The sequence below is a fragment of the Streptomyces argenteolus genome, assembly GCF_042902585.1.
Lineage (GTDB): Bacteria > Actinomycetota > Actinomycetes > Streptomycetales > Streptomycetaceae > Streptomyces > Streptomyces argenteolus.
This window is the reverse complement of the sequence record NZ_JBIBEG010000001.1, coordinates 1396945-1419186: the sequence shown is the minus strand read 5'-3', so window position 1 is coordinate 1419186 and position 22242 is coordinate 1396945. Positions and strand designations below refer to the sequence as shown.

The following is a 22242-nucleotide window of genomic DNA, read 5'->3' as shown; positions in this document are numbered from 1 at the left end:
GCCACCGGCTGAAGAATCCGGTCGTCACACATCATGCCGCGGTGCCCGCTGACCAGCCGTTTTTACGGTACGTCGTCGGGCGCTGCGGCATGTTCGCACCCGGCACGGGTACGACGGAATCCGCCCGGATCCGCAGGTCGCTTCGGTGCCGTCCCCCTCAGCAAGCCCCACCGAGCCCTGCGCGGCTCGGCCGACCGGGGGTCACGGAAGGGTTCCCGGTCAGGTCACGGCGTCGCGCCAGGCTCTCCCCCCACCTACGGTCGGGGGCACGCCCAGGCCATACCCATGTCGGCCGTGGAAACAAACCTGCCGAAGCTTCGGAGTGCAACCGATGTCACCGATGTCACCGACGCCTGCTGAACCGAGCCCCTCCCGCACCGCCGCGGTGATCCCGGCGGCCGGCCGCGGGGTCCGGCTCGGCCCCGGTACCCCCAAGGCGCTGCGCGCGCTCGGCGGTACCCCCATGCTGATCCACGCCGTACGGGCCATGGCCGCCTCCCGCGCGGTCAGTCTCGTCGTCGTGGTCGCCCCGCCGGACGGCGCGACGGAGGTCAAGAACCTCATCGACGGCCACGCGCTGCCCGAGCGCACCGACTACGTCGTGGTCCCCGGTGGCGCGACACGCCAGGAGTCCGTGAAGCTCGGCCTCGACGCCCTGCCCGAGGACGTCTCCGTGGTGCTCGTCCACGACGCCGCCCGGCCCCTCGTGCCGGTCGACACCGTGGACGCCGTCATCGAGGCCGTGCGGGACGGGGCTCCGGCCGTCGTCCCCGCACTTCCGCTCGCGGACACCGTCAAGGAGGTCGAGCCGGGCGAGCCGGGCCGTCCGGAACCGGTGCTCTCGACTCCCGTACGGGCGAGGCTCCGGGCCGTGCAGACCCCCCAGGGCTTCGCGCGGGACGCGCTGGTCCTGGCGCACGAGAGCGTGGCCGTGGACGGCGAGGGCGCGACCGACGACGCCGGCATGGTCGAGCGGACGGGCTCGCCCGTCGTCGTCGTGCCCGGCCACGAGGAGGCGTTCAAGGTGACCCGGCCGCTGGACCTGGTGCTGGCCGAGGCCGTTCTCGCACGCCGGAGGGCACACGATGGATTCTGAGACCGTGCGGGCGCGGTCCGCTCCCGCTCCCGTGATCCCGCGCGTCGGCATCGGGACCGACATCCACGCCTTCGAGGAGGGCCGCGAACTCTGGTGCGCGGGCCTGCTGTGGGAGGGCGAGGGGCCCGGTCTGGCCGGACACTCCGACGCCGACGTCGTGGCGCACGCCGCCTGCAACGCCCTGTTCTCCGCCGCCGGACTCGGTGACCTGGGGCAGCACTTCGGCACCGGCCGGCCCGAGTGGTCGGGTGCCTCGGGCGTCACCCTGCTCACCGAGGCCGCCCGGATCGTGCGCGCCGACGGCTTCGAGATCGGCAACGTGGCCGTCCAGGTCGTCGGCCTCCGCCCCAAGATCGGCAAGCGGCGCGAGGAGGCGCAGAAGGTCCTCTCCGAGGCGGTGGGAGCCCCGGTGTCGCTCTCGGCGGCGACGTCGGACGGTCTCGGGTTCACCGGCCGGGGCGAGGGGATCGCAGGCATCGCGACCGCGCTGGTGTACCGCACCGAAGGCTGACGCGGGCCTGGTGTACCGCACCGAGGGCTGACGCGGGCCGTGCCGGTCCGTCGCGGTGGACGGCGCCGACGCGGAGCGGCAACGCCGGGGCCGACCTGCCGCGCGGTGCGCTGCTCCGCGTGGGGCAGGTTCCCCCGGCGGCTCCTGGCGTCTCGCGCCCCGCATGAGCCCCGCCGTCTTATTGCACATCACTTGCACGTACGCTGGTGCGGCAGGTGAGGGTGCCGTACGGGCGAGAGCGAGGGTGAGCGTCAGTGGTGGGTGCGAGCGCCGGGACGACGACCATGCCGTACGGGCCGGCGGTGGCGGGCGGATACGTCCTGCGGACCGCCACCGCACAGGACATCGGTGGCGCGCGGGCCGTGATGCTAGACACCGTCTACCACGACCTGCGGTCGGGTTACGTGCCGCGCTGGCACGCCGACATCATCGACCTCGAAGGCTCCTACCTGCTGCCCCCGCGGTGCACGCTCCTGGTCGCCCTGCACGGTGACGAGGTCGTCGCGACGGGTGCGGTGCGCGACCGCGGTCCGCAGGCACCGCCCAACCCGCAGTGGGTGGCGGACCGTTTCCCCTCCGGTACGACGGCCCAGCTGTGCCGCGTCTACGTACGCCCCGGACACCGCAGGCACGGCCTCGCCCGCGCGCTGGTGCGGGAGCTCGGTGCCTTCGCCGCGACGGTGGGCGGCTACACCTCGCTGTATCTGCACACCGACCCGGCCGTACCGGGCGCCGAGCCGTTCTGGCGTTCCATGGCCCACGAGGTCTGTGACGAACGCCGGTTGCCGGGGGGAGGGCAGGGCATCGTCCACTTCGAGCTGCCGATGCCGGTGGCCGACGGCCGCGCTGTCCCGAACATCTGATGATAATCGTTTTCATATAGGGTCTTCGTCATGCCTCTGCTCCGAAACCGCCGCGCCACCCTGCCGGTCGTCGCCGCCCTGCTGCTCCCGCTCGCCGCCTGTTCCTCCTCCGGCGGCTCCGGAGGAGACGGTGACGCGCAGAGGCTCCGGGTCGTCATGGCCTTCCCGCCCGCCCAGGCCATGTCCCCGTACGGGGACGACGCGGTCACCCTCAGCCGGCTCGCCGTCGTCGAGGGCCTCACCACCCTGGACAGCAACGGCGCGGCCCAGCCCGCCCTGGCCACGTCCTGGAAGCAGGCCGACCCCACCACCTGGACGTTCACCCTTCGCGACGCCGTCTTCCAGGACGGCGCGAAGGTCGACGCCGACGCGGTCGTCCGGTCACTCACCGCGGCGGGCAAGGCGTCCCCGCTGCCCCGGGTGCTGTCCGACACCAGCCTGGTCGCCACGGCAACGGCCCCGGACACCGTACGGATCGTCACCGAGGACGCGGACCCGCTGCTTCCGCAACGGCTCGCCAACCCGTCCCTCACGATCCTGTCCGCAGGCGCGTACGAGAACGGCAAGGTGAACCCCGCCGGGCACGCCACCGGCCCGTTCACCCTGACCGACGTCAAGGGCGCGGTCGCGGCCACCCTGGAGCGCAACGCCGACTACTGGGGAGACAAGGCCGAATCCCCGGGCGTCGACGTCACGTTCGTCGCCGACGGCACCGCCCGCGCCAACGCGCTGCGGACGCGCGCCGTCGACGTGGCCGAATACGTGCCGATATCGCAGGCGTCGCTGCTCGGCGACGCGTACGTCCACGAGTTCCCCTCCGCACGGACCAACGGCCTCTCGCTCAACACCCGGCACGGAGTCTTCGCCGACCCGTCCATGCGCGCCGCCGCCCGCGAGGCCATCGACTCGAAGGCCCTGGTCGACGGGGTGTACGAGGGCCGTGCCGACACCGCGCAGGGCCTCCTCGGCCCCGGCGTCCCCTGGGCCGCGGGGCAGCGCACAGCGCCCTCCGGCCGGGCGAAGGCCGCCGGCCGGGACGAGGTGGCCGGCACCGTGGAGGTCGTCCTCGCCACCTACAGCAACCGCCCCGAACTCCCCGAGGTCGCCACGCTCGTCCAGCAGCAGCTGGAGAAGCGCGGCTTCACCGTCAGGCAGGTCGTCCGCGACTACGCGCAGCTGGAGGCCGACGCGCTCGCCGGGAAGTACGACGCGTTCATCCAGGCCCGCAACACCCTGCTGGACACCGCCGACCCCCTCTCCTACCTCGCCTCCGACTTCACCTGCGACGGCAGCTTCAACATCTCCCAGCTCTGCGACGAGCGCGTCGACGCCGCCGTCGGCAAGGCCGCCGCGCAGACCGGAACCGGCGCCCGCCACCGCGCCGAGATGACCGCCGAGGCCGCAGTCCTGGGCAGCGACGCACTCGTGCCGCTCGTCCACGAGCGCTTCGTGCAGGGGTACGACGGCGCCCGGGTCGAAGGCGTCGCGCTCGACCCGATGGAACGCACGCTCATCACCGCCGACACCCGCCTCGGCTGACCGCGTGAGGTACCTGGCCGGACGGGCCGGTGCGCTGCTGGCCGTCGTCGCCGTGATCGGGCTCCTGCCCAGGCTGACCCGTACCGATCCGGCGCTGACGATCCTGCACGCCCGGTACGCGGACCGGCCGCCGACGCCGGAGGTGCTCGACGCGATCCGCGCCGAGACCGGACTCGACGGCGGCCCTCTGCGCGTACTGGGCGCCTGGGCGGCCGGACTGCTCCGCGGCGACCTGGGCGACTCCTGGGTCTCCGGGCAGCCGGTCGGCCCCGACGTGACGTCCGCGTTCGGGGTCTCCCTCACCCTCATGGGCGTATCGCTCACCGTCGCCGCGCTCCTCGCGCTCGCCCTCGCCGGGGGAACACTCCGGCGAGGGGCCCGCCGCAGGCTCGTCACCACCCGGGCCGGAGCCGGCGCGGCCGTGCTCGCCGCGCTGCCGGAGTTCCTCCTCGCCGCGGTCCTGGCCACCGTCCTCGCCGTGCAGCTGGGCTGGTTCCCCGCCCTCGGCTGGGGCGGACCCGAGCAGATCGTCCTGCCCGCCCTCGCCATGGGCGTGCCCGCCGGAGCGCTGCTCGGGCGGCTGCTGGACGACGCGCTGCCCGCCGCCTTCGCGGAGCCCTGGGCGCGCGCCGCCACCGCGCACGGGCTGCCCGCCCGCCGGATCGCCGGCCAGGCACTGCGCCGCGTCCTGCCCGCCCTGCTGCCCCAGCTCGGCCTGGTCGTCGTCGGCCTCACCGGGGGCGCGGTCGCCGTCGAGACGCTCTACGCCGTTCCCGGGCTCGGGGGGACGGCCCTGGCCGCCGCGCTGGCCCAGGACCTGCCCGTGCTCCAGGCCTGCGTGCTGTTCCTGCTCCTCCTGGGCGTCGCCGCGGGCCTCGCGGCCCGGCTCGGGTCCCGGGCCCTGCTCGGGCCCGCCCGTACCGACGGCGCCCTGCCTCCGCTGGTCGCACCGGCCCTCCCGACGCGCCACGCGGTGACCGTCGCCGCGGTGGTCCTGGCGGCAGTGTTCGCCGCCGTCGTCCTCACCGGCCTCGCGCGCGACCCTCTCCACGCCGACGCCGCGGCCCGGCTCGCGTCCCCCTCGGCGGCCCACCCGCTGGGCACCGACTCCCTGGGCCGCGACGTGCTCGCCCGCCTCGCCCACGGCGCCGCCAGGACCGTGCTCGCCGCCGTCGCCGTCAGCGCGGTCACCCTGGTCCTGGGCCTGGTCGCCGGCGCCGTCCGCGCCGGGGCGCTCATCGAGACGGCCAACGCGCTGCCCGCCGTCCTGGCCGGCCTCCTCGTCGCGGGCGTCGCGGGCCCCGGCCCCTGGGGTGCGGCGGGCGCCGTCGCGGCCGTCGCCTGGGCCCCGCTCGCCGCGCACACCGCCGCGCTCTGCGCGCAGGAACGGGCCGCCCCGCACGTGGCCGTGGCCCGGGCCCTCGGCGCCGGACGGTGGCACCGTCTGCGCCGCCACATCCTGCCGGGCGTCGTCCCGCCGGTCGTACGCCACGCCGTGCTGCGCATCCCGGCCGTCGCGCTGGCGCTCGCCTCCCTCGGCTTCCTCGGACTCGGGACGGCGGCCCCCGCGCCGGAGTGGGGCCGCATGCTCTCCGAGAACATGGCCTACGCCGAGCGCGCCCCCTGGGCCGTCCTCGCACCCGCCGCCGCCCTGGCCGCCCTCGGCGCCCTCGCGGTGCTGACCTCGGCGGCCGTGCGCGGCAGGGGCCGAGGATGACGGCGCACCCGGGGCGCGCGGCGGCGGACACGGGGGCGGACACAGGGGCGCCCGCGGCCCCGGAAGCCGCGGGGGCGCGTACGGAGGCGTCCGCGTACCCGGAAAGCGCCGGGCCGCGTACCGAGACGCCCTCGCAGAGGGAGGCCGCCCGGTCGCCGGGCGAGCGGCCCACGCCCCCGGAGTCCGCCGGGGCGCGTACCGAGGCGTCCGCGCTCACGTCCTACGTCCGGCTCCTGACCGCCACCCAGTTCGCCTTCAACATCGGCTTCTACGCCGTCCTGCCCTACCTCGCCGCCCACCTGGGTGACGGGCTCGGCATGGCCGGATGGCTCGTCGGGCTCGTGCTCGGTCTGCGCACCTTCAGCCAACAGGGCCTGTTCGTCGTCGGCGGCGCCCTCACCGACCGCTACGGCCCCCGGCCCGTCGTGCTCACCGGCTGCGTCCTGCGCATCGCCGGCTTCTGCTGGCTCGCCCAGGCCGGCTCGACCACCACCGTGATCGGCGCGGTCCTCCTCATCGGCTTCGCCGCAGCCCTCTTCTCGCCGGCCGTCGAGTCCGAGGCCACCCGGGCCGCCGTCGCCCAGGAGCACGCCTCCGGTACCCCGCGCGCCCAGGTGCTGGCGGTGTTCTCCGCCGCCGGACAGGCCGGAGCCTTCATCGGGCCGCTGCTCGGCAGCCTGCTGCTCCTCCTGGGAGGCGGCTTCCGTTCGGCGTGCCTCGCCGGGGCCGTGGTCTTCGTCGGCGTACTCGCGGGACATGCCCGCCTGATGCCGCGCGGGCCACGCCGCGTCCCGCCCGCCGGAGCGGGATCCCGCCTTCCCCCGGGCATCCTGTCCAACCGGCCGTTCCTCGCGCTGTGCCTCGCGTACAGCTGCTACCTCGTCTCCTACAACCAGCTCTACCTCGCCCTGCCCGGCGAGGTGGAGCGCGCCACCGGCTCTCAGGGGGCGCTCGGAGGGCTGTTCGCGCTCTCCTCGCTGCTCGTCGTCGTGGCGCAGCTGCCCCTGACCCGCTGGTCCGTGCGCCGCTTCACGCCCCGCACCGCCCTCGTCGCGGGTCTCGGGGTGGTCGCCGCCGGTTTCGCCGTCGTGCCGATCGCCCCCGGCGGGCCCGCGGGGCTGCTTCCCGGTGCCGCGCTCGTCGTCCTGCTCACGCTCGGGCAGATGCTGCTGGTCCCGGCCGCGCGGGGGCTCGTACCCGACCTGGTGGACGACCGCCGGCTCGGGCTCGCCACGGGGGCTCTGTCCTCCGTGTCCGGCCTCGCCGTCCTGGTGGGCAGCGCGGCCACCGGAACGCTGCTCGACGCACCCGGTCCCCTCCTGTGGGCGGTCCTCGCCGCCGTCCCCCTGGCCGGTGCGGGACTGGCCCTGACCCTGCCCGCGGGCCGCCGCGCACCGGGGCCCGTCACCGGCGTCACCGATTAGTTGTGACACGTTTTCCACAGGGGGCGCTGGGCACTGGTGCGGGCCCACTACCCTTGAGGAGTGACTATTCGCCTGCATGACACCAACGCCCGGCAGATCCGTGACTTCGTCCCGCTCACAGCGGGCTGTGTCTCGATCTACCTCTGTGGCGCGACTGTCCAGGCCGCCCCGCACATCGGGCACATCAGGTCCGGGCTGAACTTCGACATCATGCGCCGCTGGTTCGAATACCGCGGCTACGACGTGACGTTCATCCGGAATGTCACCGACATCGACGACAAGATCATCAAGAAGTCCGCCGAGCAGAACCGCCCCTGGTGGTCCATCGGTTACGAGAACGAGCGCGCGTTCAACGACGGCTACGACGCCCTGGGCTGCCTCCCGCCCACGTACGAACCGCGCGCCACGGGGCACGTCCCCGAGATGATCGAGATGATGCGGGGCCTCATCGAGCGGGGCCACGCCTACGAGGCCGACGGCAACGTCTACTTCGACGTCCGCTCGTACGAGGGATACCTCGAGCTCTCCAACCAGGACCTCGACGACCTGCGCCAGCCCTCCGGCGACAACGAGACCGGCAAGCGGGACAAGCGCGACTTCGCCATGTGGAAGGCTGTCAAGCCGGGGGAGCCCAGCTGGGAGACGCCCTGGGGCCGAGGCCGTCCCGGCTGGCACCTGGAGTGCTCCGCTATGGCGCACAAGTACCTCGGCTCCGCCTTCGACATCCACGGCGGCGGCATCGACCTGATCTTCCCCCACCACGAGAACGAGATCGCCCAGGCCAAGGCCTTCGGCGACGACTTCGCGAAGTACTGGGTGCACAACGGCTGGGTCACCCTGTCCGGCGAGAAGATGTCGAAGTCCCTCGGCAACTCCGTGCTGGTCAGCGACATGGTCAAGCAGTGGCGTCCGATCGTCCTGCGCTACTACCTCGGCACCCCGCACTACCGGTCGATGATCGAGTACAGCGAGGAGGCGCTGCGCGAGGCCGAGTCCGCGTTCGCGCGGATCGAGGGCTTCGTCCAGCGCGTGGTGGAGAAGGCCGGGGGCCCGGTCGAGGCCGCCGCCGAAGTGCCGCCCGCGTTCGCCGAGGCCATGGACGACGACCTCGGTGTCCCGCAGGCGCTCGCCATCGTCCACACCACCGTCCGGCAGGGCAATTCCGCCCTCGCCGCCGACGACAAGGAAGCCGCCGTCGCCCGCCTCGCCGAGGTGCGCGCCATGCTCGGCGTCCTGGGTCTGGACCCGCTCGACCCCCACTGGGCGGGCGAGAGCGACCGCGGAGAGGACCTGCACGGCGTCGTCGACACCCTCGTACGGCTCGTCCTCGACCAGCGCCAGTCGGCACGCGAGCGCAAGGACTGGCCCGCCGCCGACGCCATCCGCGACCAGCTCAACCAGTCCGGCCTCGTCATCGAGGACAGCCCCAGCGGACCCCGGTGGACCCTCGGGCCGCGCTGAGCGGAACCAGCACCATGCGTGAGCAGCGCAAATGTGCCGCCCGGCCGTCCGGGCGGCACACTTTCACTTGACGACGTTTTTCTGAAGCAACGAAACAGGTAGGTCATGGCCGGGAACAGCCAGCGCAGGAACCGCCGCACGTCCAACAAGAAGGGCATGCAGGTCGGCAGCGGTGGCCAGCGACGCCGTGGTCTCGAAGGCAAGGGACCGACGCCGCCCGCCTCCGCCCGTAAGGGACACAAGAAGAACCGGGTGGCCAACGCCCAGGCCAAGCAGGCCGCGGCCCGCCGTCCCGCCCCGCGCCGTGGCGGTGCCAAGGGCACGTCGGAGATGGTCGTCGGCCGTAATCCGGTCTTCGAGGCGCTGCGCGACGGCGTCCCCGCGACCACCCTCTACGTCCAGCAGTACATCGACAACGACGAGCGGGTCCGCGAGGCGCTCCAGCTCGCCGGTGAGCGCGGCAACATCCACCTGATGGAGGCCCCGCGCCCCGAGCTGGACCGCATGACGAACGGCCTGAACCACCAGGGCCTCGTCCTCCAGGTCCCGCCGTACGAGTACGCGCACCCCGAGGACCTCACGGCCGCGGCGTACGACAACAACGAGGACCCGCTGATCGTCGCGCTCGACGGCGTCACCGACCCCCGCAACCTGGGTGCGATCGTCCGCTCCGTCTCCGCGTTCGGCGGCCACGGTGTCGTCGTCCCCGAGCGCCGGGCGGCCGGGATGACGGCCGGTGCCTGGAAGTCCTCGGCCGGCACCGCGGCCCGGACCCCCGTCTCCCGGGTCACCAACCTGACGCGCGCCCTGGAGGGCTACCAGAAGGCCGGTCTCACGGTCGTCGGTCTCGCCGCCGACGGCGAGCACACCGTCGAGGACCTGGAGGAGCTGGCCGGTCCGGTCGTCATCGTGATCGGCAGCGAGGGCAAGGGCCTGGGCCGTCTGGTCGGCGAGACCTGCGACTACCGGGTCCGGATCTCCATGCCGGGCGGCGCGGAGTCCCTGAACGCCGGTGTCGCCGCGGGCATCGTGCTCTACGAGGTGGCCCGCCGCAGGGCGTGAGCCACCGGACGCCGTGGGGACCCGTAGTCACGGGCCCCGCGGCGCTGCTCAGCGAGGACGCCCGCAGCCGGACGGCAGGGCGCGGGCCCGTCGTCAGGCCGGCCGCCACGCGCACCGGCCTGTTCCTCGCGGGCGGCCGACGAGGGGCGGGGCGCCACCGGCCGTGACGCGCAGGGCGACCGGCGGTGGGCGTGCCGTGAGGCCTTACACCGTCGGCGGGGGCCGGCCTTGAGCCGCGTGGACCGTCGGCCGGGACCGCCCCCGGGTCGCGTGGACCGTCGGCTGGGGCCGGCCTTGGCCGCGCGCACCGTCTGCTGCGGAACCGGTGCACGGGCAACGCCCGTTGCGCCCGCCCTTCGCCCCGCACGCTTTCCGGCACGGGGCGCTACGCGCAATCCACTACGCCGGACTGCCGCCCGGCCGGACGACGTACGTCACCTGTCTGCGGGGCGCCGTACTCGATGCGGCAGCAGATCTCCGCATCGCCTCACCCCATGGACGGGCGCCGGGAGGGGGTACGACCGGACGCCGCCGACCGGAACTTCGTCGGCCGTCCGAGGGCTGGGCGCCGGAACGAACGCGGTGTCCCCCGCAGGAAGCGGCCGGGGCGGGGTACGCCCCCACTCACCCAGGGCCCCTCTCGCGCGCGAACCCGATCCGCGCGGAGACGTATTGACGGGTCTCGGACACTTCGGACGCGTCAAGGCAGTGTCCTAATCACACATCACTCGGTTAGATGAGTGTGGACACCAGAACGCCTCGGTTCGACGACCAACCCGCCCTGAGCATGACAAAGGTGGACAGCGACCCCGCGCAGGTCATCGTCAGCCACGCCAGCTTCCGGGTACAGCTCGCCCCGGGTCAGCGCACCCGGCTGCGCCCGGTCGGCGGCCCCGCACCGGCCAGGATCCCCGCCATGAGCGGCGCGGGAGGACGGAGGCGGGCCCCCGTCGTCTGGAGCGGCAGGTCCGAGCCGGGCGACCCCGGAGCCACCGGACTCCTGCAGGCCGTACGGAACTCCACCGCCGGCCATCTCGACACCCGCTCCGGCGGCGACTTCGGCCCGGGGTACGACGACGCGGGCGGCGGCACGCAGGTCATCCCGCGCCTCGACGAGACCCAGCCCAACCCCCTCATCCGGCCGCCCCACCAGCCCGGAGGCGGCCGTAGCGGACCACTCCTGCCGCCCATGCGGCAGGCCGTCGGCGCCTACGACGCCGTCGAGACCCCGCGCGACGACGCGTACGACGTCACCCACGAAGGCCCCGACGACGAGGCGAGGGGCGGTGCCTCCACCGGGGAGCGGCGCCACGCCGACAACGTCCGGCACGCCTACTACCCGGGGCGCCGGATGAACCTCGGCGTCGTCCTGCTGCCGCTGCGCGTCATCCTGGGCTTCCTCTCCATCTACGCCGGCATGGGCAAGCTCTGCGACCCCGCCTACTTCGACGGCGGCGACCGCGGCTCCATGGTCAAGTGGCTGACCTCGCTGCACCCTTGGGCCCTCGCCGAACCTCTGCGGGACTTCGCGCTGTCCCACCCCGTGGGCTCCGGGCTCTCCGTCGCCTTCCTCCAGGTGATCGTCGGTGTCCTGACCGTCCTCGGCCTCTGGCAGCGGGTCGCGGCCGCCTTCGGCGCCCTGCTCTCCGCCGCCCTCCTGGTGACGGTCAGCTGGCGTACCGCCGCCGCCTACGACACCCCCGACATCATCCTGCTGGCCGCCTGGAGCCCGCTCGTCATCGCCGGCGCCCCCGTCTACTCCCTGGACGGCCGCCTCGCCGGAGAGGCCTGGCGCACGCTCGGCCCGCGCTCCGAGATCTGGGACCTCCGCCGCCGGGTGCTGCGGCGCGGCACGGTCGTCGCCACGGTCGTGGTCGGCCTGACCCTGCTGGTCGGTTCGATGCTGGGCGGTGCGGTCCGCTCCACCGAGGTCGTCACCGTGCCGGGCCCCGACAGCTACCCGACCAACCAGCTCCCTGGCTCGCCCCTCCCCGACGAGACCAAGGGCAAGAAGCGCAAGCCCTCCCGCACCCCCGAAGGCGGCACCCCGGAGACGACCCCCTCCAGCGCCCCCGGCACCCCCTCGGCGGAGGAGTCCACGCCGGGCTCCGGCCCGGCGAGCGAGTCCGCCCCCTCCGCCGGCGCGAGCGCGGGCCCCAGCCAGACCCAGGGCACCGGCCAGGCACCTCCGCAGGAACCGGCCCCGCAGGAGCCCCCGACCGGTGACACCGGCCCCAGCTCCTCCGGGTCCACGAGCTCCGGCGGCACGACCGGTGGTTCGGACGGCGGTGACTCCGACGGCGGATCCTCCTCCTCCGGAGGCGCCGGCCAGAACCCCATCGGCGGCCTGCTCGGCTGAGCAGGGCCACGAAGGCACCGCACACCACGAGGGCGGTCACCGGACATCCGGTGGCCGCCCTCGGCTACGTCTCCCCAGCGCACCTGCCGCCGCGCGAAGCCCCGGCAGGTGCGCTGCGGGCTGTCGTCCCGCCGGGCGCGCTCAGGTGCCCGCGGGTGCAATGTGGGCCTCTCGTCCGCACGGGCCCGCTCAGCTGCCCACCTGGGCGCCGCGGCTCTCTCGTCCGCCGGGTGCTCAGCTGCCCGCGTGGGCGCCGAGTTCCTTGGCCGCTTCCGTGAGGTCCTTCGCGGTGTCGATCGCCCGCCAGTACGCCCCGTGCGGCAGCGGGTACCCGGCCAGCCGTCGCTCCCGGGCCAGCCTGGGGAACGTGGTGCGCTCGTGGTCGCCGCGGTCCGGCAGCATCGAGGTGAAGGCCGGCGCGAAGACGTACACACCCGCGTTGATCAGATACGGCGAGGGCGGCGACTCGATGAAGTCCGTGATGTGCCCGAACGTGTCCGTCTCCACGGCACCCCAGGGGATCCGCGGACGGGCCAGAGCGAGCGTCGCGACGGCGTCCCGCTCGGCGTGGAAGGCGGCCATCTCCCGCAGCGAGAAGCGGGTCCAGATGTCGCCGTTGGTCGCGTACCAGGGTTCCGACGGATCGGGCAGCCGCGTCGCGGCATGCTTCAGACCGCCGCCCCGGCCCAGCGGCTCGGTCTCGACGACGGTCGTGACACGCAACGGAAGATCGGCGGACGCCAGCCAGTCCTGCAGCACATCGGCGAGATGGCCGCACGAGACCACGGCGTCGGTGACGCCCTCGGCGGCCAGCCAGGACAGCTGATGGCCGATGATCGGGGTCCCGGTCCCCGGGATCTCGACCATCGGCTTGGGACGGTCATCGGTGTACGGGCGCAGCCGCGAGCCCTGACCACCCGCCAGGATCACGGCCTGCGTCGGATACGTATGCATGCCAGGCACGATATGCCGTGCCCGGACACACCCGGCTCAGCTGAACTGAGCGACTCCCGAGGCGAAGGAGGTGTCGCAGACCGGACGGGAGAAGCGGTGGGCGCGCGTCGGGCCGTACTGGTCGACCGCGGCCTTGCCCAGCGCCTTGGCGATCGACATGCAGTGCTTCGCCAGCGAGGGGCGGCCCTCGACGGTGCGCTGCAGGCTCGTCAGCGCGGCACCCGGGTCCTTCTCGCGGAGCTCCAGCAGAAGCTTGTCGCGCAGGACGTCCTGCGGAGCACGTGCCTTCGCCTGCTTCGACACGGTCTCCGATGCGGCGGTCAGCAACTGGGTCTCGGTGTCCTGCCCCGACCACTGCACGCGGGTGACCGCGAGGGTCCCGGACAGCACCATGACGACGGGCAGTACGAGGGCGAGGGTTCGGCCGATGCGGCGCGCGGTGTGGGTCACGCAGGCGAGCGTAGCGGCCAGTGACGACGTGGCGACATTTCGTCACCCTTGCGGGGGATGGTTCGAGGGGACTTTTCGAATCACAGGTTGACGAGGCAGGTCGAATTGACCGGTGTGCCGGGGTATTTGGCGCCCCGCCGATCCAAAACCCGATTCCGCCCGCGCCACGCAAACGGCCCCGCGTCCTGGAGAAGGACGGGGGCCGTGGGCGTGGTTCCTGCGGATCAGGCGGTCAGACGCTCACCGGTCGACGTCGCGAAGACGTGCAGCTCGTCCGGGCGCGGCACGACGTGCAGCTCGGTGCCCTTCTCCGGAACGGCGCGGCCACCGACGCGGACGACCAGGTCCTTGTGCTCGCCACCGACCTGCGCGCCACCGTAGACGAAGCCGTCGGCGCCGAGCTCCTCGACGACGTTGACGGAGACCGCCAGGCCCGCCGGGGCGTCGGAGGAGGCCTTGGAGAGGCCGGTCGCGGCGGCGCCACCGTGCTCGACGATGTCGAAGTGCTCCGGGCGGATGCCGACGGTGACGGTGGTGTCACCGCGGTTCGCGGCGGCGGTCAGCGCCTCGCGGGAGACCGGGACGACGCTGTTGCCGAACTTCACACCACCGTCGGTGATCGGGACCTCGACGAGGTTCATGGCCGGGGAGCCGATGAAGCCGGCCACGAAGAGGTTCGCCGGGCGGTCGTACATGTTGCGCGGCGAGTCGACCTGCTGGAGGAGACCGTCCTTGAGGACCGCGACACGGTCACCCATGGTGAGGGCCTCGACCTGGTCGTGGGTCACGTAGACGGTGGTGATGCCGAGGCGGCGCTGCAGCGAGGCGATCTGCGTACGGGTCGACACGCGGAGCTTGGCGTCGAGGTTCGACAGCGGCTCGTCCATGAGGAAGACCTGCGGCTCACGCACGATGGCGCGGCCCATCGCCACGCGCTGGCGCTGACCACCGGAGAGCGCCTTCGGCTTGCGGTCCAGGTAGTCGGTGAGGTCCAGCATCTTGGCGGCCTCTTCGACCTTCGCCCGGATCTCGGTCTTGTTCACACCGGCGATCTTGAGCGCGAAGCCCATGTTGTCCGCGACGGACATGTGCGGGTAGAGCGCGTAGTTCTGGAACACCATGGCGATGTCCCGGTCCTTCGGGGGCAGGTGCGTGACGTCGCGGTCACCGATGCGGATCGCACCGCCGTTGACGTCCTCCAGACCCGCGAGCATGCGCAGGGAGGTCGACTTGCCGCAACCGGAAGGACCGACGAGGACGAGGAACTCGCCGTCCTCGATGTCGATCTCGAGCTGGTCCACAGCCGGCTTCGTGGAGCCGGGGTAGACGCGGGACGCCTTGTCGAACGTGACACTGGCCATGGCGATTCTTCTCCTCCACCGGCAGGAACGTGCCGGACGATCCGAGTAAGGGAGTGGTGTGGTCCACTGGAGTGAACCTGAGGTGACGCTACCTGGCGTTTTGGGATCTGTCAGTAGGCCTGAGGTCTCGAATATGGCGCGGATTCCGGCCGCGCTGTTGGTTACACTGCTCCCGCACGCCTCCTTAGCTCAGTCCGGCCAGAGCAACGCACTTGTAATGCGTAGGTCGTCGGTTCGAATCCGACAGGGGGCTCCACGAAACCCCAGGTCACGGTGTCCGTGACCTGGGGTTTTCTGTTGTCCGGAGGCTGGTGTGCCGGATGGTTGGGGTGTGGCGAGAGGGCCTGCGTGAGCGGTGCGCGAGCAAGCGGGCCGGCGGACCCCACTTCGACTGCCTCTTCCGTTTCGGCCTCTTCGAGTTCGTGGCACTGGGCCTTCCTCTGTGTCGTCTCCGCCTTGCGGGCCGCTTCTTCTGCCTAGGTCTCCCGCTAGACAGAGCGGACCAGCCTGGAGGCGCTCTTGGCGGCCTGGGCTTGGGCGTTCTTGTGGGTGTCCCATGTGATCCGAGTGCCGCTGAGTACGGGGGCAAGGGAGGCGACCTTCACTTCTCGTATTTGCCGTACACGGAAGAACACATAGTGCTACAACTGTTCACGGAGCGCGCCCGTTGCTGGCGTGTGCCCGCAAGGCCCGTGCCGGAAGTCTCAGGAGGGCCGTCGCCGTACCCCACACCGCCGTCGGGCGGCCAGGGGAAAAGACCGTGCGGGGCATCAGTACAGAGGGCGTCCAGGTAGGTAAGTGCCGCCGGTCAGGCGGATTGTGACCGGCCTGGCGGCACCAGATCTTCCGAGGTCGGGGCCCACTTCCCAGTGGTTGAAGGAACCGCTGGTTGACAGCGGCCCGGCTCGTGCTCGTGACGTGCTACCTGCACACGCGTTGGGCCGCCGATTTCGGAAGGCCCACAGCCTTGATGGCACCGACCAACGAAGCCCATTTCCCGCCACCGCCGACTCGGGAGTGGCAAGAGAAGTTCACGGACGCGGTTCTTGCAACGCCTGGGGTCAATGTGCCCAGGCCAGCAGTGGAAGCCGTCGCTCCGTTCGTCAGTCGCCCGAAAGACCTGATTACTCGCGCCTCACACGACACACCGGCCAGACTGCGTCCCGAACGAGTGCGGTCGATCTCTACCAACGCCGGGAGCATGGTCGTCATGACCGTCCCGTTGGTTGGATACGCCGGCATGGTCTGGGAGCGGAACGAGCGCCAGAGTACTGCCTGGCGGTCCCCTGCCAATCCCATCGGTGGTCCAGCTCGTGCTCTTCCACCCCTCAGGGCATGGACCGTTCACTCGGCCCAGGGGGAAGAGATGGCCTTTGCTGCTCTACGTACCGAGGTTGCCAGTCGAGCGGACCTCATTGCTGTCGTGGAGCGTGCGGCCAACGAGCTCGGCACCCGTGACGGCGACCGTCCCTACGATCTGCAAGAAGACCTTGCGCTCAACGGGCAGATCGAGCCGTGCCTGTACGTGGCACAGCAGGCTGTGACCCCCGCTGAGGACGCGAGCGGGTCCGGAGAACCCCAGCAGGACTTCTGGGGATGGGCTGCAGTACGTGGCAATAACCGGACGATGGCGAGGCAAAGCCTCTTCGGGCTGACGTCAGCGGAGGTACTGACGGGCGTTCCGATGGAGAAGCTCGGAGCAGGCGGGCACGACGTGTCGGTCAATCCGTCGTTCTGGTCGAAGAGGGTCTCCGACCAGCTGAACGAAGAGCTCAGCCGGGCTGTCGCTGACGACGACGTGAGTGCACGTGCCTACCGTGCCCGCATGGTGGCCGTGGTGGATTCCGACCTGGTGATTGGCAGTCCAACACCGAAGCGGCTATACCAGATCGTGCAAACCAGCAACCGCCGTGATCACGTGCATCCGCCACTGCAGTTCAAGCCCAATGACCGGGCGCGTGCGCTGGGCCGAACGATCATCGGTGCTTACGTTAACGAGGGCATCCTTGACCCAGTCACCGCGGATGTCCTGACCGGTGACCTGCCGCTCAGTGAACTCCCTGGGATGCCCGTCGGTGCGACTATCTCTGTTCAGCGTGATATCCGGTCGATGCGGCTGCTCACGGAGTTCTTCCCGACAGAGACGGAGACTGCCCGACGTAGGGCTATTCGTGCCTCCCTCAGCGAACCCCCACCCTCGCAGCTGAACCGCGAACATGTGAATCAGCGACTGCGCGCGTGGTCTGCTCTTACCTCGGTCAGCTTCTCAACTCCGTGGAACCCGCGTGTCGCAGACGTACTCGACGTCAAGACAGCCAGAGAAGGCATCGCGCCTTCCGAGCGCATCCTGACGGACCTTCTGGAGGACGCCGAGACCGATGTGGTGGCCTTCGATGAACTGCTCCTCTACCGCGCACCCAACTGGCTGGCCGCGTTCGACATCGTCGAAGCAGACCGAGGCTCAATGGGTGCGCAGCGTGTCCACGCTGCTGCAAGCGAGGATGAAGACGGTGAGGAAGTTGCGCTGAGGATTCGGCGAGGAACTGCCAACGCGCTAAAGGCGATGCGAGCCGACCGCACTCGCGCTCTGGGCCTTCTCCGAGAGATCGCGGCGACGATGGACGAGGGTCGTGACCAGCCACGCCGTATCGACGCGGAGGGCGACACCGTCGAGGGTGAGGCGAGCCGCGACTGGTTCAACGAGGTCTTCCCGAAGGCCGCGGCCGTCCGAGGCCGCATCGTGATCAAGGCTGACCCAGGTGCCACGGCTCCGCCTCCGGAGAGCGATACCGCTGCCGTGGCACGACTTCTGCGCGAGATCGCGGCAACGATCGACGGGCTGCAGGAAGGGGTCAAGCTGGTACCCGAGTTCCTGGACGAGGTACGCGCTCACGCCCGTGCAGCGGGCATTGGCCGGCCGATGCCGGAGGCTCGGGCGGCTGAACTCGTTGTGCAGCTGACGCAGATCTCGATTGACCTGCGGGAGCTTCCGGAAATGGTCCTGTCACTCGGGCGCGAGTCCGGCTGACCCAGTCCTGGGGCGACACACCCCATGGAGGTGTCGCCCCAGGGCCCTTCCTCGCATGGGCCGGAGGCTGCTCGCTTGGACCCATCGGCGGACCCTACTGCCGCACCCGCAGGGCGGAACGCCGAGCCGCTGCGTGTGCGATTGGTAAGCGTGGCGCTCGGCCACCTACTTCTTGGACTTCCGGCGCTTGGCCTCCCTGGCCTGGGCCTTCGCCTTGCTGCCCGCCTTGCCGCCCTTGGCCCTGCCGGCGTTCTTGGCCGCGGCCTTCTTGGCCTTCTCTTTCTTCGCGGCCTTGAGCGCGGCCTTCTCGGCCTCGGCCTTGCGCTGGAGGGGGACGAGCTTCGCGGTGGCCTCGGCGGCGCTCCTGCCGACGTGGGGCAGGACGCTCTGGTAGATGTCCCGGGTGATCCGGGTGTCGCTGTGGCCGAGGGTGTCCGACACGATCTTGATGTCGATACCGGCGGCGAGCATGAGCGTCGCCGCACCGTGACGCAGATCGTGCAGTCGGATCGGCGGGAGGCCGGAAGCGGCGACAAGGCGCTCGAAGAGGTCGGTGACCTTGCCCGGGTGGAGCCAGGAGCCGTCTTCCTGGGTGAAGACGTGGCCGGTCTCGACCCAGGCCGTACCCCACTTCTCGCGGTCTCGGCCCTGCCGTTCGCGGTAGCGCTTCAGTACGTCAACGGTGTCGTCGTCGAGCGCGACCACGCGGTAGCCGCTGTCGGTCTTGGGATCGGATGCCTCGATGTCCCAGCCGTCCTGCACGAGTTGGGAGGAGACGGTGAGGGAGTGAGTGTCGAGGTTCGTCTCCGACCATGGCTGCCCGCACGCCTCGCCCCGGCGCAGGCCGCGGAAGGCGATGAGGTGCCACATCGCGTACAGCCGGTCCTCGGCGACGAAGTCGAGGAAGGCGCCGGTCTGCTGGGGTGTCCAGACCATGACGGGCGACGGCTTCTCGCCCGTCTGCTCCCACTTGGTGACCCGTTCGTCGGTCCACACGAGCGCCTTCGGCTTGCGTGCGGGGTCGATCTCGACGTGGGCGGCGGGGTTGAAAGTGATGATCTGCTGCCCGATCGCGTCGTTCAGCGATGCCCGGAGGGTTGCCTTGACGTGCTGGCGCGTGGCTGGTCCGGTGATGCGGCGGAAGGGCGCCATCTCGTCGATGGCCGCTTTCATCGCCTTACGTCGGGCACGGTTCTCCACGCCCTTCCACGGGACGGTCGCCAGCTCGTCGAGTGCGGCACGTCGCTGAGTGTTGTCCTCCAGGATCTGGGCGTTGGTGTCGCGGATGTCGGCGAACATCTCGCTGAGGTGGCTGACGCGCAGCCGGTCCAGACGGCGGTTGCCGATGTGCGGCTTCAGGTGGATGCGGATGTCGGTCTCGTAGCGGTTGAGGCCGGACTTGCGTATGCGCTTGCCGGTCAGCCACCGGTCGAGCCACTCGGCGACGGTCAGGCTGCCGATGAGGTCCTGGCCGGCGTTGAGCCGCCGCCTCGTCTCCTCGACCTCGGGCAGAGGCGACCGTTCGCGGCTGACCTCGGCCAGCATCTCGGCGATGAGGTCGATGCCCTCGGGGTCGTCCGACTGGGCCAGCCCCAAGAGGGCGCGTACGTGGTCGAGGTCGGCCTGAGCCGCCTTGAGGCTGCTGTACCCGCCCCGGGCGAAGGAGCACCGGCTGCCGTCCTCGCGGGATGGCAGCTCCTGGCGTATGGAGTAGGTGCAGTGGTTCCTGCTGTTGCGCTTGGGGCAGGAGGTGCCGAGTTCCTTGCCGGTCTTGGGGTCGCGGCAGGAGCAGCGGCGATAGGTGGAGCCCTTCAAAGATCGTTCTCCTCGGTGGTATCGGGATCGGTCCCGGGTGAGTCGATTACGTCGGCCACGTCCGGCCAAAGAAACGGGGGCGTGACGCCCTCTTCCTCGATGAAGGCGCGAACTCTGCGCAGGCGGCTTGCGGCGCCGTCGGCCGCCTCGGCGGCACGGGCTTGGGAACGGAGGGCCTCGGCCTTCCGGTCGGCATTCGGCGCGGTCTGTGCGTGGTAGCGGGCGTACTCCTCGTCGCGTCGCGCGCTCCGCAGTCGCTCCTGGGCGGCTTGGTGGGCCCGGAAGTAGCGGAGCATGTCGTCGTCCGCGCCGAGTTCGGTCTCCTCCCCGGTGAACCAGCGCAGCGCGTCCAGGGGGGAGGTGGAGTCCTGGAGCGGAAGTCGCTGCACGTCGTCGACGTAGCCGACGGGGTAGATGAGGCAGATGGGCGGCGTGTTCAGCGCCTGGGCCAGAACCATGACGTCGACCAGGGGCAGGTTGGAGCGGCGCCTGGACTCCATGTTGGCGATGACGTTGCGGGGGATGGGGTGACCCATCTCCTCGCACTTGTCGGCCAAGTCCTGCGCGCTCCAACCCAGTTCCCTCCGTCGTCTGCGGACCTCTGCAGCCACGGTGGCCATGACTTGGTCCACCCACTCCAGGACGTCGTCCTCGTCGTCGGCCTTCTTGGATCTATGGTCGCTACGGCGCTGTGTCATGAAGACACATTAACTCGCCTAGCGTTGATTCCAAGACCTGGAGACGGACGCGGCAGCCGCGTTCGCCGTGGGCTCAGTGATGGATGGAGCACGTATGCGCGAGAACGAAGAGGTCGGCCGAGTGAAGGGAATGAGTCGCGGGGAGCTTCTGGAGCTGCCTGCGGCCGTTGACCTGGAGACAGGCAACCGGGCGCTGGGGCTTGGGCGGAGCAAGGGGTACGAGCTGGCCAAGCGTGGCCAGTACCCGTGCAAGGTGCTCAGGCTCGGGAACGCCTACCGGGTGGTGACCGCAGACCTGTTGGCCCTGCTGGGACTGGCGGCATGAACTGCCTGCCGCATAGCAGACGCTTCTGCGCTGAGCTGACACAGAAACGCTGGACTGTGGTGCGGCTTGGACGTACTGTCCGTGGTCGCTCGCGGTGCCGAAAAGCCCGAGAGAAGAGGGAGAGCCTCCGGCGGTGCAACGCCGGAGGCCCCAGGACTCCCCAGCAATCCCATGAGAACCGACCCGGCGGCAGGGGCGTGCAAGCCCGAGACCGCCAGACGAGGAGCCGCCCAGTGCAACCCGAGAACCCCGAGCCCTATTCCACCCCTGCCCGAGCGGCCTGGCCCACCACAGCCATCCCCGGCCAGCCCGGCGCCCACCTGCGCCCCACTCAGGCCGGCAGCGCCACGGCGGACCCGGGCGACGGTACGGCCGACGGCAGCGCCAGCGAGGCGGATCCGGCGAGCGGATTGGAGTCCATACCGGACGCGGAACCGACATCCGGCTCGGAATTGCTGGACGAACTGCGCTCCCAGATAGCCCAGTTCGTGATCCCACCCTCATCCGAGGCGCTGGATGCGATCACCCTGTGGGTGGTGGCAACGCATCTCCAGCCCTCGTGGCAGCACGCCCCACGGCTGGCGGTGGTGGGGCCGGCGAAGCGCTGCGGCAAGTCGCGGCTCCTGGACGTGCTGACCGAGACGGTCCACGAGCCGATGCTCACCATCAACACCACACCAGCGGCCATCTTCCGCTCCATCGACGGCGAGGAGCCGCCGACGCTGTTGGTGGACGAGGCCGACACCATCTTCGGCTCCAAGGTCGCGGAGAAGAACGAGGAGACACGCGGCCTCCTCAACGCCGGCCATCAGCGCGGCCGGTACGTCACCCGGGTCGTCGGCAACGACCACACCCCGCACAAGTTCGCCACCTTCGCCATGGCGGCCATCGCGGGAATCGGGGACCTCCCGGACACGGTCATGGACCGGTCGGTCGTCATCCGCATGCGCCGCAGGGCCGAGGGGGAGAAGGTCAAACCCTTCCGCTCGCGGCGCGACATTCCGGCCCTGCACGAGCTGCGCGACCGCATCCACGCCTGGGCCCGCCCGCTGCTGGAGGATGCCGCGAACCTGGAGCCGGGCATGCCGGTAGAGGATCGTGCTGCCGACACCTGGGAGCCCCTGGTGACCGTCGCCGATCTGGCGGGCGGTCGCTGGCCCCGGCTCGCGCGGGTCGCGTGCGCGCGGATGGTTGCCGCCGAAGTGGCAGCCGAGGAAGACCACCCCAGTGGGGCGCGCATCCTCGCCGACATCCGGCGGGTCTTCTTCGCTCAGCGGGAGGCGGACAGCCTCTCCACCGAGGATCTCCTGCACTACCTGAACGCGGACGCTGAAGCCCCGTGGGGAGAGCGGGGGCGCTACGGCCTGACCTCCCGGGAGCTCAGCGGGATGCTGCGCGACTACGACATCCGGCCCGGCAACGTGCGCATGGCTGACCGGTCGCAGCGCAAGGGCTATACGCGCAACAAATTCCTCGACGCGTGGCGGCGGTATTGCCCCACCGTCCACCCAGCCGATGCCCCTCGCGGCGAAGGCTGAACTCCACCCTTCTTGGTTGCCGTACTTGCCGTCCCTGCCGT

The 22242-nt window shown here is 71.2% G+C and carries 18 protein-coding genes and 1 tRNA gene; 14 read left to right on the top strand and 5 right to left on the bottom strand.

Annotated elements, in window-relative coordinates; all coding sequences use genetic code 11:
• The first annotated feature begins 331 nt into the window (after positions 1–331).
• The 10 genes from ispD (at position 332) to ACFY8O_RS06400 (ending at position 12032) form a co-directional block, all read left to right on the top strand.
• Complete coding sequence (gene ispD / locus ACFY8O_RS06445) at positions 332–1096, top strand: 2-C-methyl-D-erythritol 4-phosphate cytidylyltransferase (RefSeq protein WP_145804553.1); 765 nt, start codon at positions 332–334, stop codon at positions 1094–1096.
• Positions 1086–1607, top strand: a complete 522-nt coding sequence (gene ispF / locus ACFY8O_RS06440) for a 2-C-methyl-D-erythritol 2,4-cyclodiphosphate synthase (protein WP_145804551.1) — start codon at positions 1086–1088, stop codon at positions 1605–1607. Before ispD ends, ispF begins: the two co-directional genes overlap by 11 nt.
• Before the next feature lie 284 nt (positions 1608–1891).
• Positions 1892–2470 carry a GNAT family N-acetyltransferase gene (locus ACFY8O_RS06435; RefSeq protein ID WP_387899637.1) on the top strand — a complete coding sequence of 193 codons (579 nt, stop codon included), beginning with the start codon at positions 1892–1894 and terminating at the stop codon, positions 2468–2470.
• Positions 2471–2500: 30 nt separating this feature from the next.
• Positions 2501–4009, top strand: coding sequence for an ABC transporter substrate-binding protein (locus ACFY8O_RS06430; protein ID WP_387899401.1), 1509 nt, complete (start codon positions 2501–2503; stop codon positions 4007–4009).
• A gap of 4 nt (positions 4010–4013) precedes the next feature.
• The gene (locus ACFY8O_RS06425) at positions 4014–5726 is read left to right on the top strand and encodes an ABC transporter permease subunit (protein ID WP_387899399.1); all 1713 of its coding nucleotides are present in this window, start codon (positions 4014–4016) and stop codon (positions 5724–5726) included.
• Positions 5723–7150 carry an MDR family MFS transporter gene (locus ACFY8O_RS06420; protein ID WP_387899396.1) on the top strand — a complete coding sequence of 476 codons (1428 nt, stop codon included), beginning with the start codon at positions 5723–5725 and terminating at the stop codon, positions 7148–7150. Before ACFY8O_RS06425 ends, ACFY8O_RS06420 begins: the two co-directional genes overlap by 4 nt.
• Positions 7151–7210: 60 nt before the next feature.
• Positions 7211–8611 (top strand): cysteine--tRNA ligase, encoded by a 1401-nt coding sequence (gene cysS, locus ACFY8O_RS06415; RefSeq protein WP_387899393.1) that lies wholly within the window; start codon positions 7211–7213, stop codon positions 8609–8611.
• Between the two features lie 105 nt (positions 8612–8716).
• The gene (gene rlmB / locus ACFY8O_RS06410) at positions 8717–9673 is read left to right on the top strand and encodes a 23S rRNA (guanosine(2251)-2'-O)-methyltransferase RlmB (RefSeq protein WP_356736833.1); all 957 of its coding nucleotides are present in this window, start codon (positions 8717–8719) and stop codon (positions 9671–9673) included.
• 325 nt (positions 9674–9998) lie between these two features.
• The gene (locus ACFY8O_RS06405) at positions 9999–10349 is read left to right on the top strand and encodes a dTDP-4-dehydrorhamnose 3,5-epimerase family protein (RefSeq protein ID WP_387899390.1); all 351 of its coding nucleotides are present in this window, start codon (positions 9999–10001) and stop codon (positions 10347–10349) included.
• Between the two features lie 60 nt (positions 10350–10409).
• Positions 10410–12032 carry a DoxX family protein gene (locus ACFY8O_RS06400; RefSeq protein ID WP_387899387.1) on the top strand — a complete coding sequence of 541 codons (1623 nt, stop codon included), beginning with the start codon at positions 10410–10412 and terminating at the stop codon, positions 12030–12032.
• Between the two features lie 234 nt (positions 12033–12266).
• Here the strand turns inward: ACFY8O_RS06400 and ACFY8O_RS06395 are convergent, their stop codons facing one another.
• From ACFY8O_RS06395 to ACFY8O_RS06385, 3 genes are all read right to left on the bottom strand, one after another.
• Positions 12267–12986: a nucleotidyltransferase family protein gene (locus tag ACFY8O_RS06395; RefSeq protein ID WP_387899384.1), complete on the bottom strand. Its 720-nt coding sequence runs from the start codon at positions 12984–12986 to the stop codon at positions 12267–12269.
• 36 nt (positions 12987–13022) lie between these two features.
• On the bottom strand, positions 13023–13436 hold the full coding sequence (locus ACFY8O_RS06390) for a hypothetical protein (RefSeq protein ID WP_099174121.1): 414 nt from the start codon (positions 13434–13436) through the stop codon (positions 13023–13025).
• A gap of 224 nt (positions 13437–13660) precedes the next feature.
• Positions 13661–14797, bottom strand: coding sequence for an ABC transporter ATP-binding protein (locus ACFY8O_RS06385; protein WP_145804533.1), 1137 nt, complete (start codon positions 14795–14797; stop codon positions 13661–13663).
• A 178-nt stretch (positions 14798–14975) separates the two neighbouring features.
• Between ACFY8O_RS06385 and ACFY8O_RS06380 the strand changes: the two genes are divergently transcribed.
• Both ACFY8O_RS06380 and ACFY8O_RS06375 read left to right on the top strand, forming a co-directional pair.
• Positions 14976–15053, top strand: a tRNA-Thr gene (locus ACFY8O_RS06380).
• Positions 15054–16163: 1110 nt separating this feature from the next.
• Positions 16164–17825, top strand: coding sequence for a hypothetical protein (locus ACFY8O_RS06375; RefSeq protein ID WP_387899379.1), 1662 nt, complete (start codon positions 16164–16166; stop codon positions 17823–17825).
• A gap of 165 nt (positions 17826–17990) precedes the next feature.
• On the opposite strand, the gene ACFY8O_RS06370 is transcribed toward ACFY8O_RS06375, so the two are convergent.
• The gene (locus tag ACFY8O_RS06370) at positions 17991–19640 is read right to left on the bottom strand and encodes a tyrosine-type recombinase/integrase (RefSeq protein WP_387899376.1); all 1650 of its coding nucleotides are present in this window, start codon (positions 19638–19640) and stop codon (positions 17991–17993) included.
• The gene (locus tag ACFY8O_RS06365; protein ID WP_387899373.1) at positions 19637–20338 is read right to left on the bottom strand and encodes a transcriptional regulator; all 702 of its coding nucleotides are present in this window, start codon (positions 20336–20338) and stop codon (positions 19637–19639) included. Before ACFY8O_RS06365 ends, ACFY8O_RS06370 begins: the two co-directional genes overlap by 4 nt.
• Before the next feature lie 94 nt (positions 20339–20432).
• Between ACFY8O_RS06365 and ACFY8O_RS06360 the strand changes: the two genes are divergently transcribed.
• A complete protein-coding gene (locus ACFY8O_RS06360; protein ID WP_329868146.1) occupies positions 20433–20663 on the top strand; it encodes a hypothetical protein in 231 nt (76 codons plus the stop codon).
• 233 nt (positions 20664–20896) lie between these two features.
• Positions 20897–22201: a DUF3631 domain-containing protein gene (locus ACFY8O_RS06355; RefSeq protein ID WP_387899370.1), complete on the top strand. Its 1305-nt coding sequence runs from the start codon at positions 20897–20899 to the stop codon at positions 22199–22201.
• The last annotated feature ends 41 nt before the right edge of the window (positions 22202–22242 follow it).

Coding starts and splice junctions, on each gene's coding strand:
- ispD (WP_145804553.1), top strand. CDS start 332: ATGTCACCGATGTCACCGACGCCTGCTGAACCGAGCCCCTCCCGCACC.
- ispF (WP_145804551.1), top strand. CDS start 1,086: ATGGATTCTGAGACCGTGCGGGCGCGGTCCGCTCCCGCTCCCGTGATC.
- ACFY8O_RS06435 (WP_387899637.1), top strand. CDS start 1,892: ATGCCGTACGGGCCGGCGGTGGCGGGCGGATACGTCCTGCGGACCGCC.
- ACFY8O_RS06430 (WP_387899401.1), top strand. CDS start 2,501: ATGCCTCTGCTCCGAAACCGCCGCGCCACCCTGCCGGTCGTCGCCGCC.
- ACFY8O_RS06420 (WP_387899396.1), top strand. CDS start 5,723: ATGACGGCGCACCCGGGGCGCGCGGCGGCGGACACGGGGGCGGACACA.
- rlmB (WP_356736833.1), top strand. CDS start 8,717: ATGGCCGGGAACAGCCAGCGCAGGAACCGCCGCACGTCCAACAAGAAG.
- ACFY8O_RS06400 (WP_387899387.1), top strand. CDS start 10,410: ATGAGTGTGGACACCAGAACGCCTCGGTTCGACGACCAACCCGCCCTG.
- ACFY8O_RS06395 (WP_387899384.1), bottom strand. CDS start 12,986: ATGCATACGTATCCGACGCAGGCCGTGATCCTGGCGGGTGGTCAGGGC.
- ACFY8O_RS06385 (WP_145804533.1), bottom strand. CDS start 14,797: ATGGCCAGTGTCACGTTCGACAAGGCGTCCCGCGTCTACCCCGGCTCC.
- ACFY8O_RS06375 (WP_387899379.1), top strand. CDS start 16,164: ATGGCCTTTGCTGCTCTACGTACCGAGGTTGCCAGTCGAGCGGACCTC.
- ACFY8O_RS06365 (WP_387899373.1), bottom strand. CDS start 20,338: ATGACACAGCGCCGTAGCGACCATAGATCCAAGAAGGCCGACGACGAG.
- ACFY8O_RS06360 (WP_329868146.1), top strand. CDS start 20,433: ATGCGCGAGAACGAAGAGGTCGGCCGAGTGAAGGGAATGAGTCGCGGG.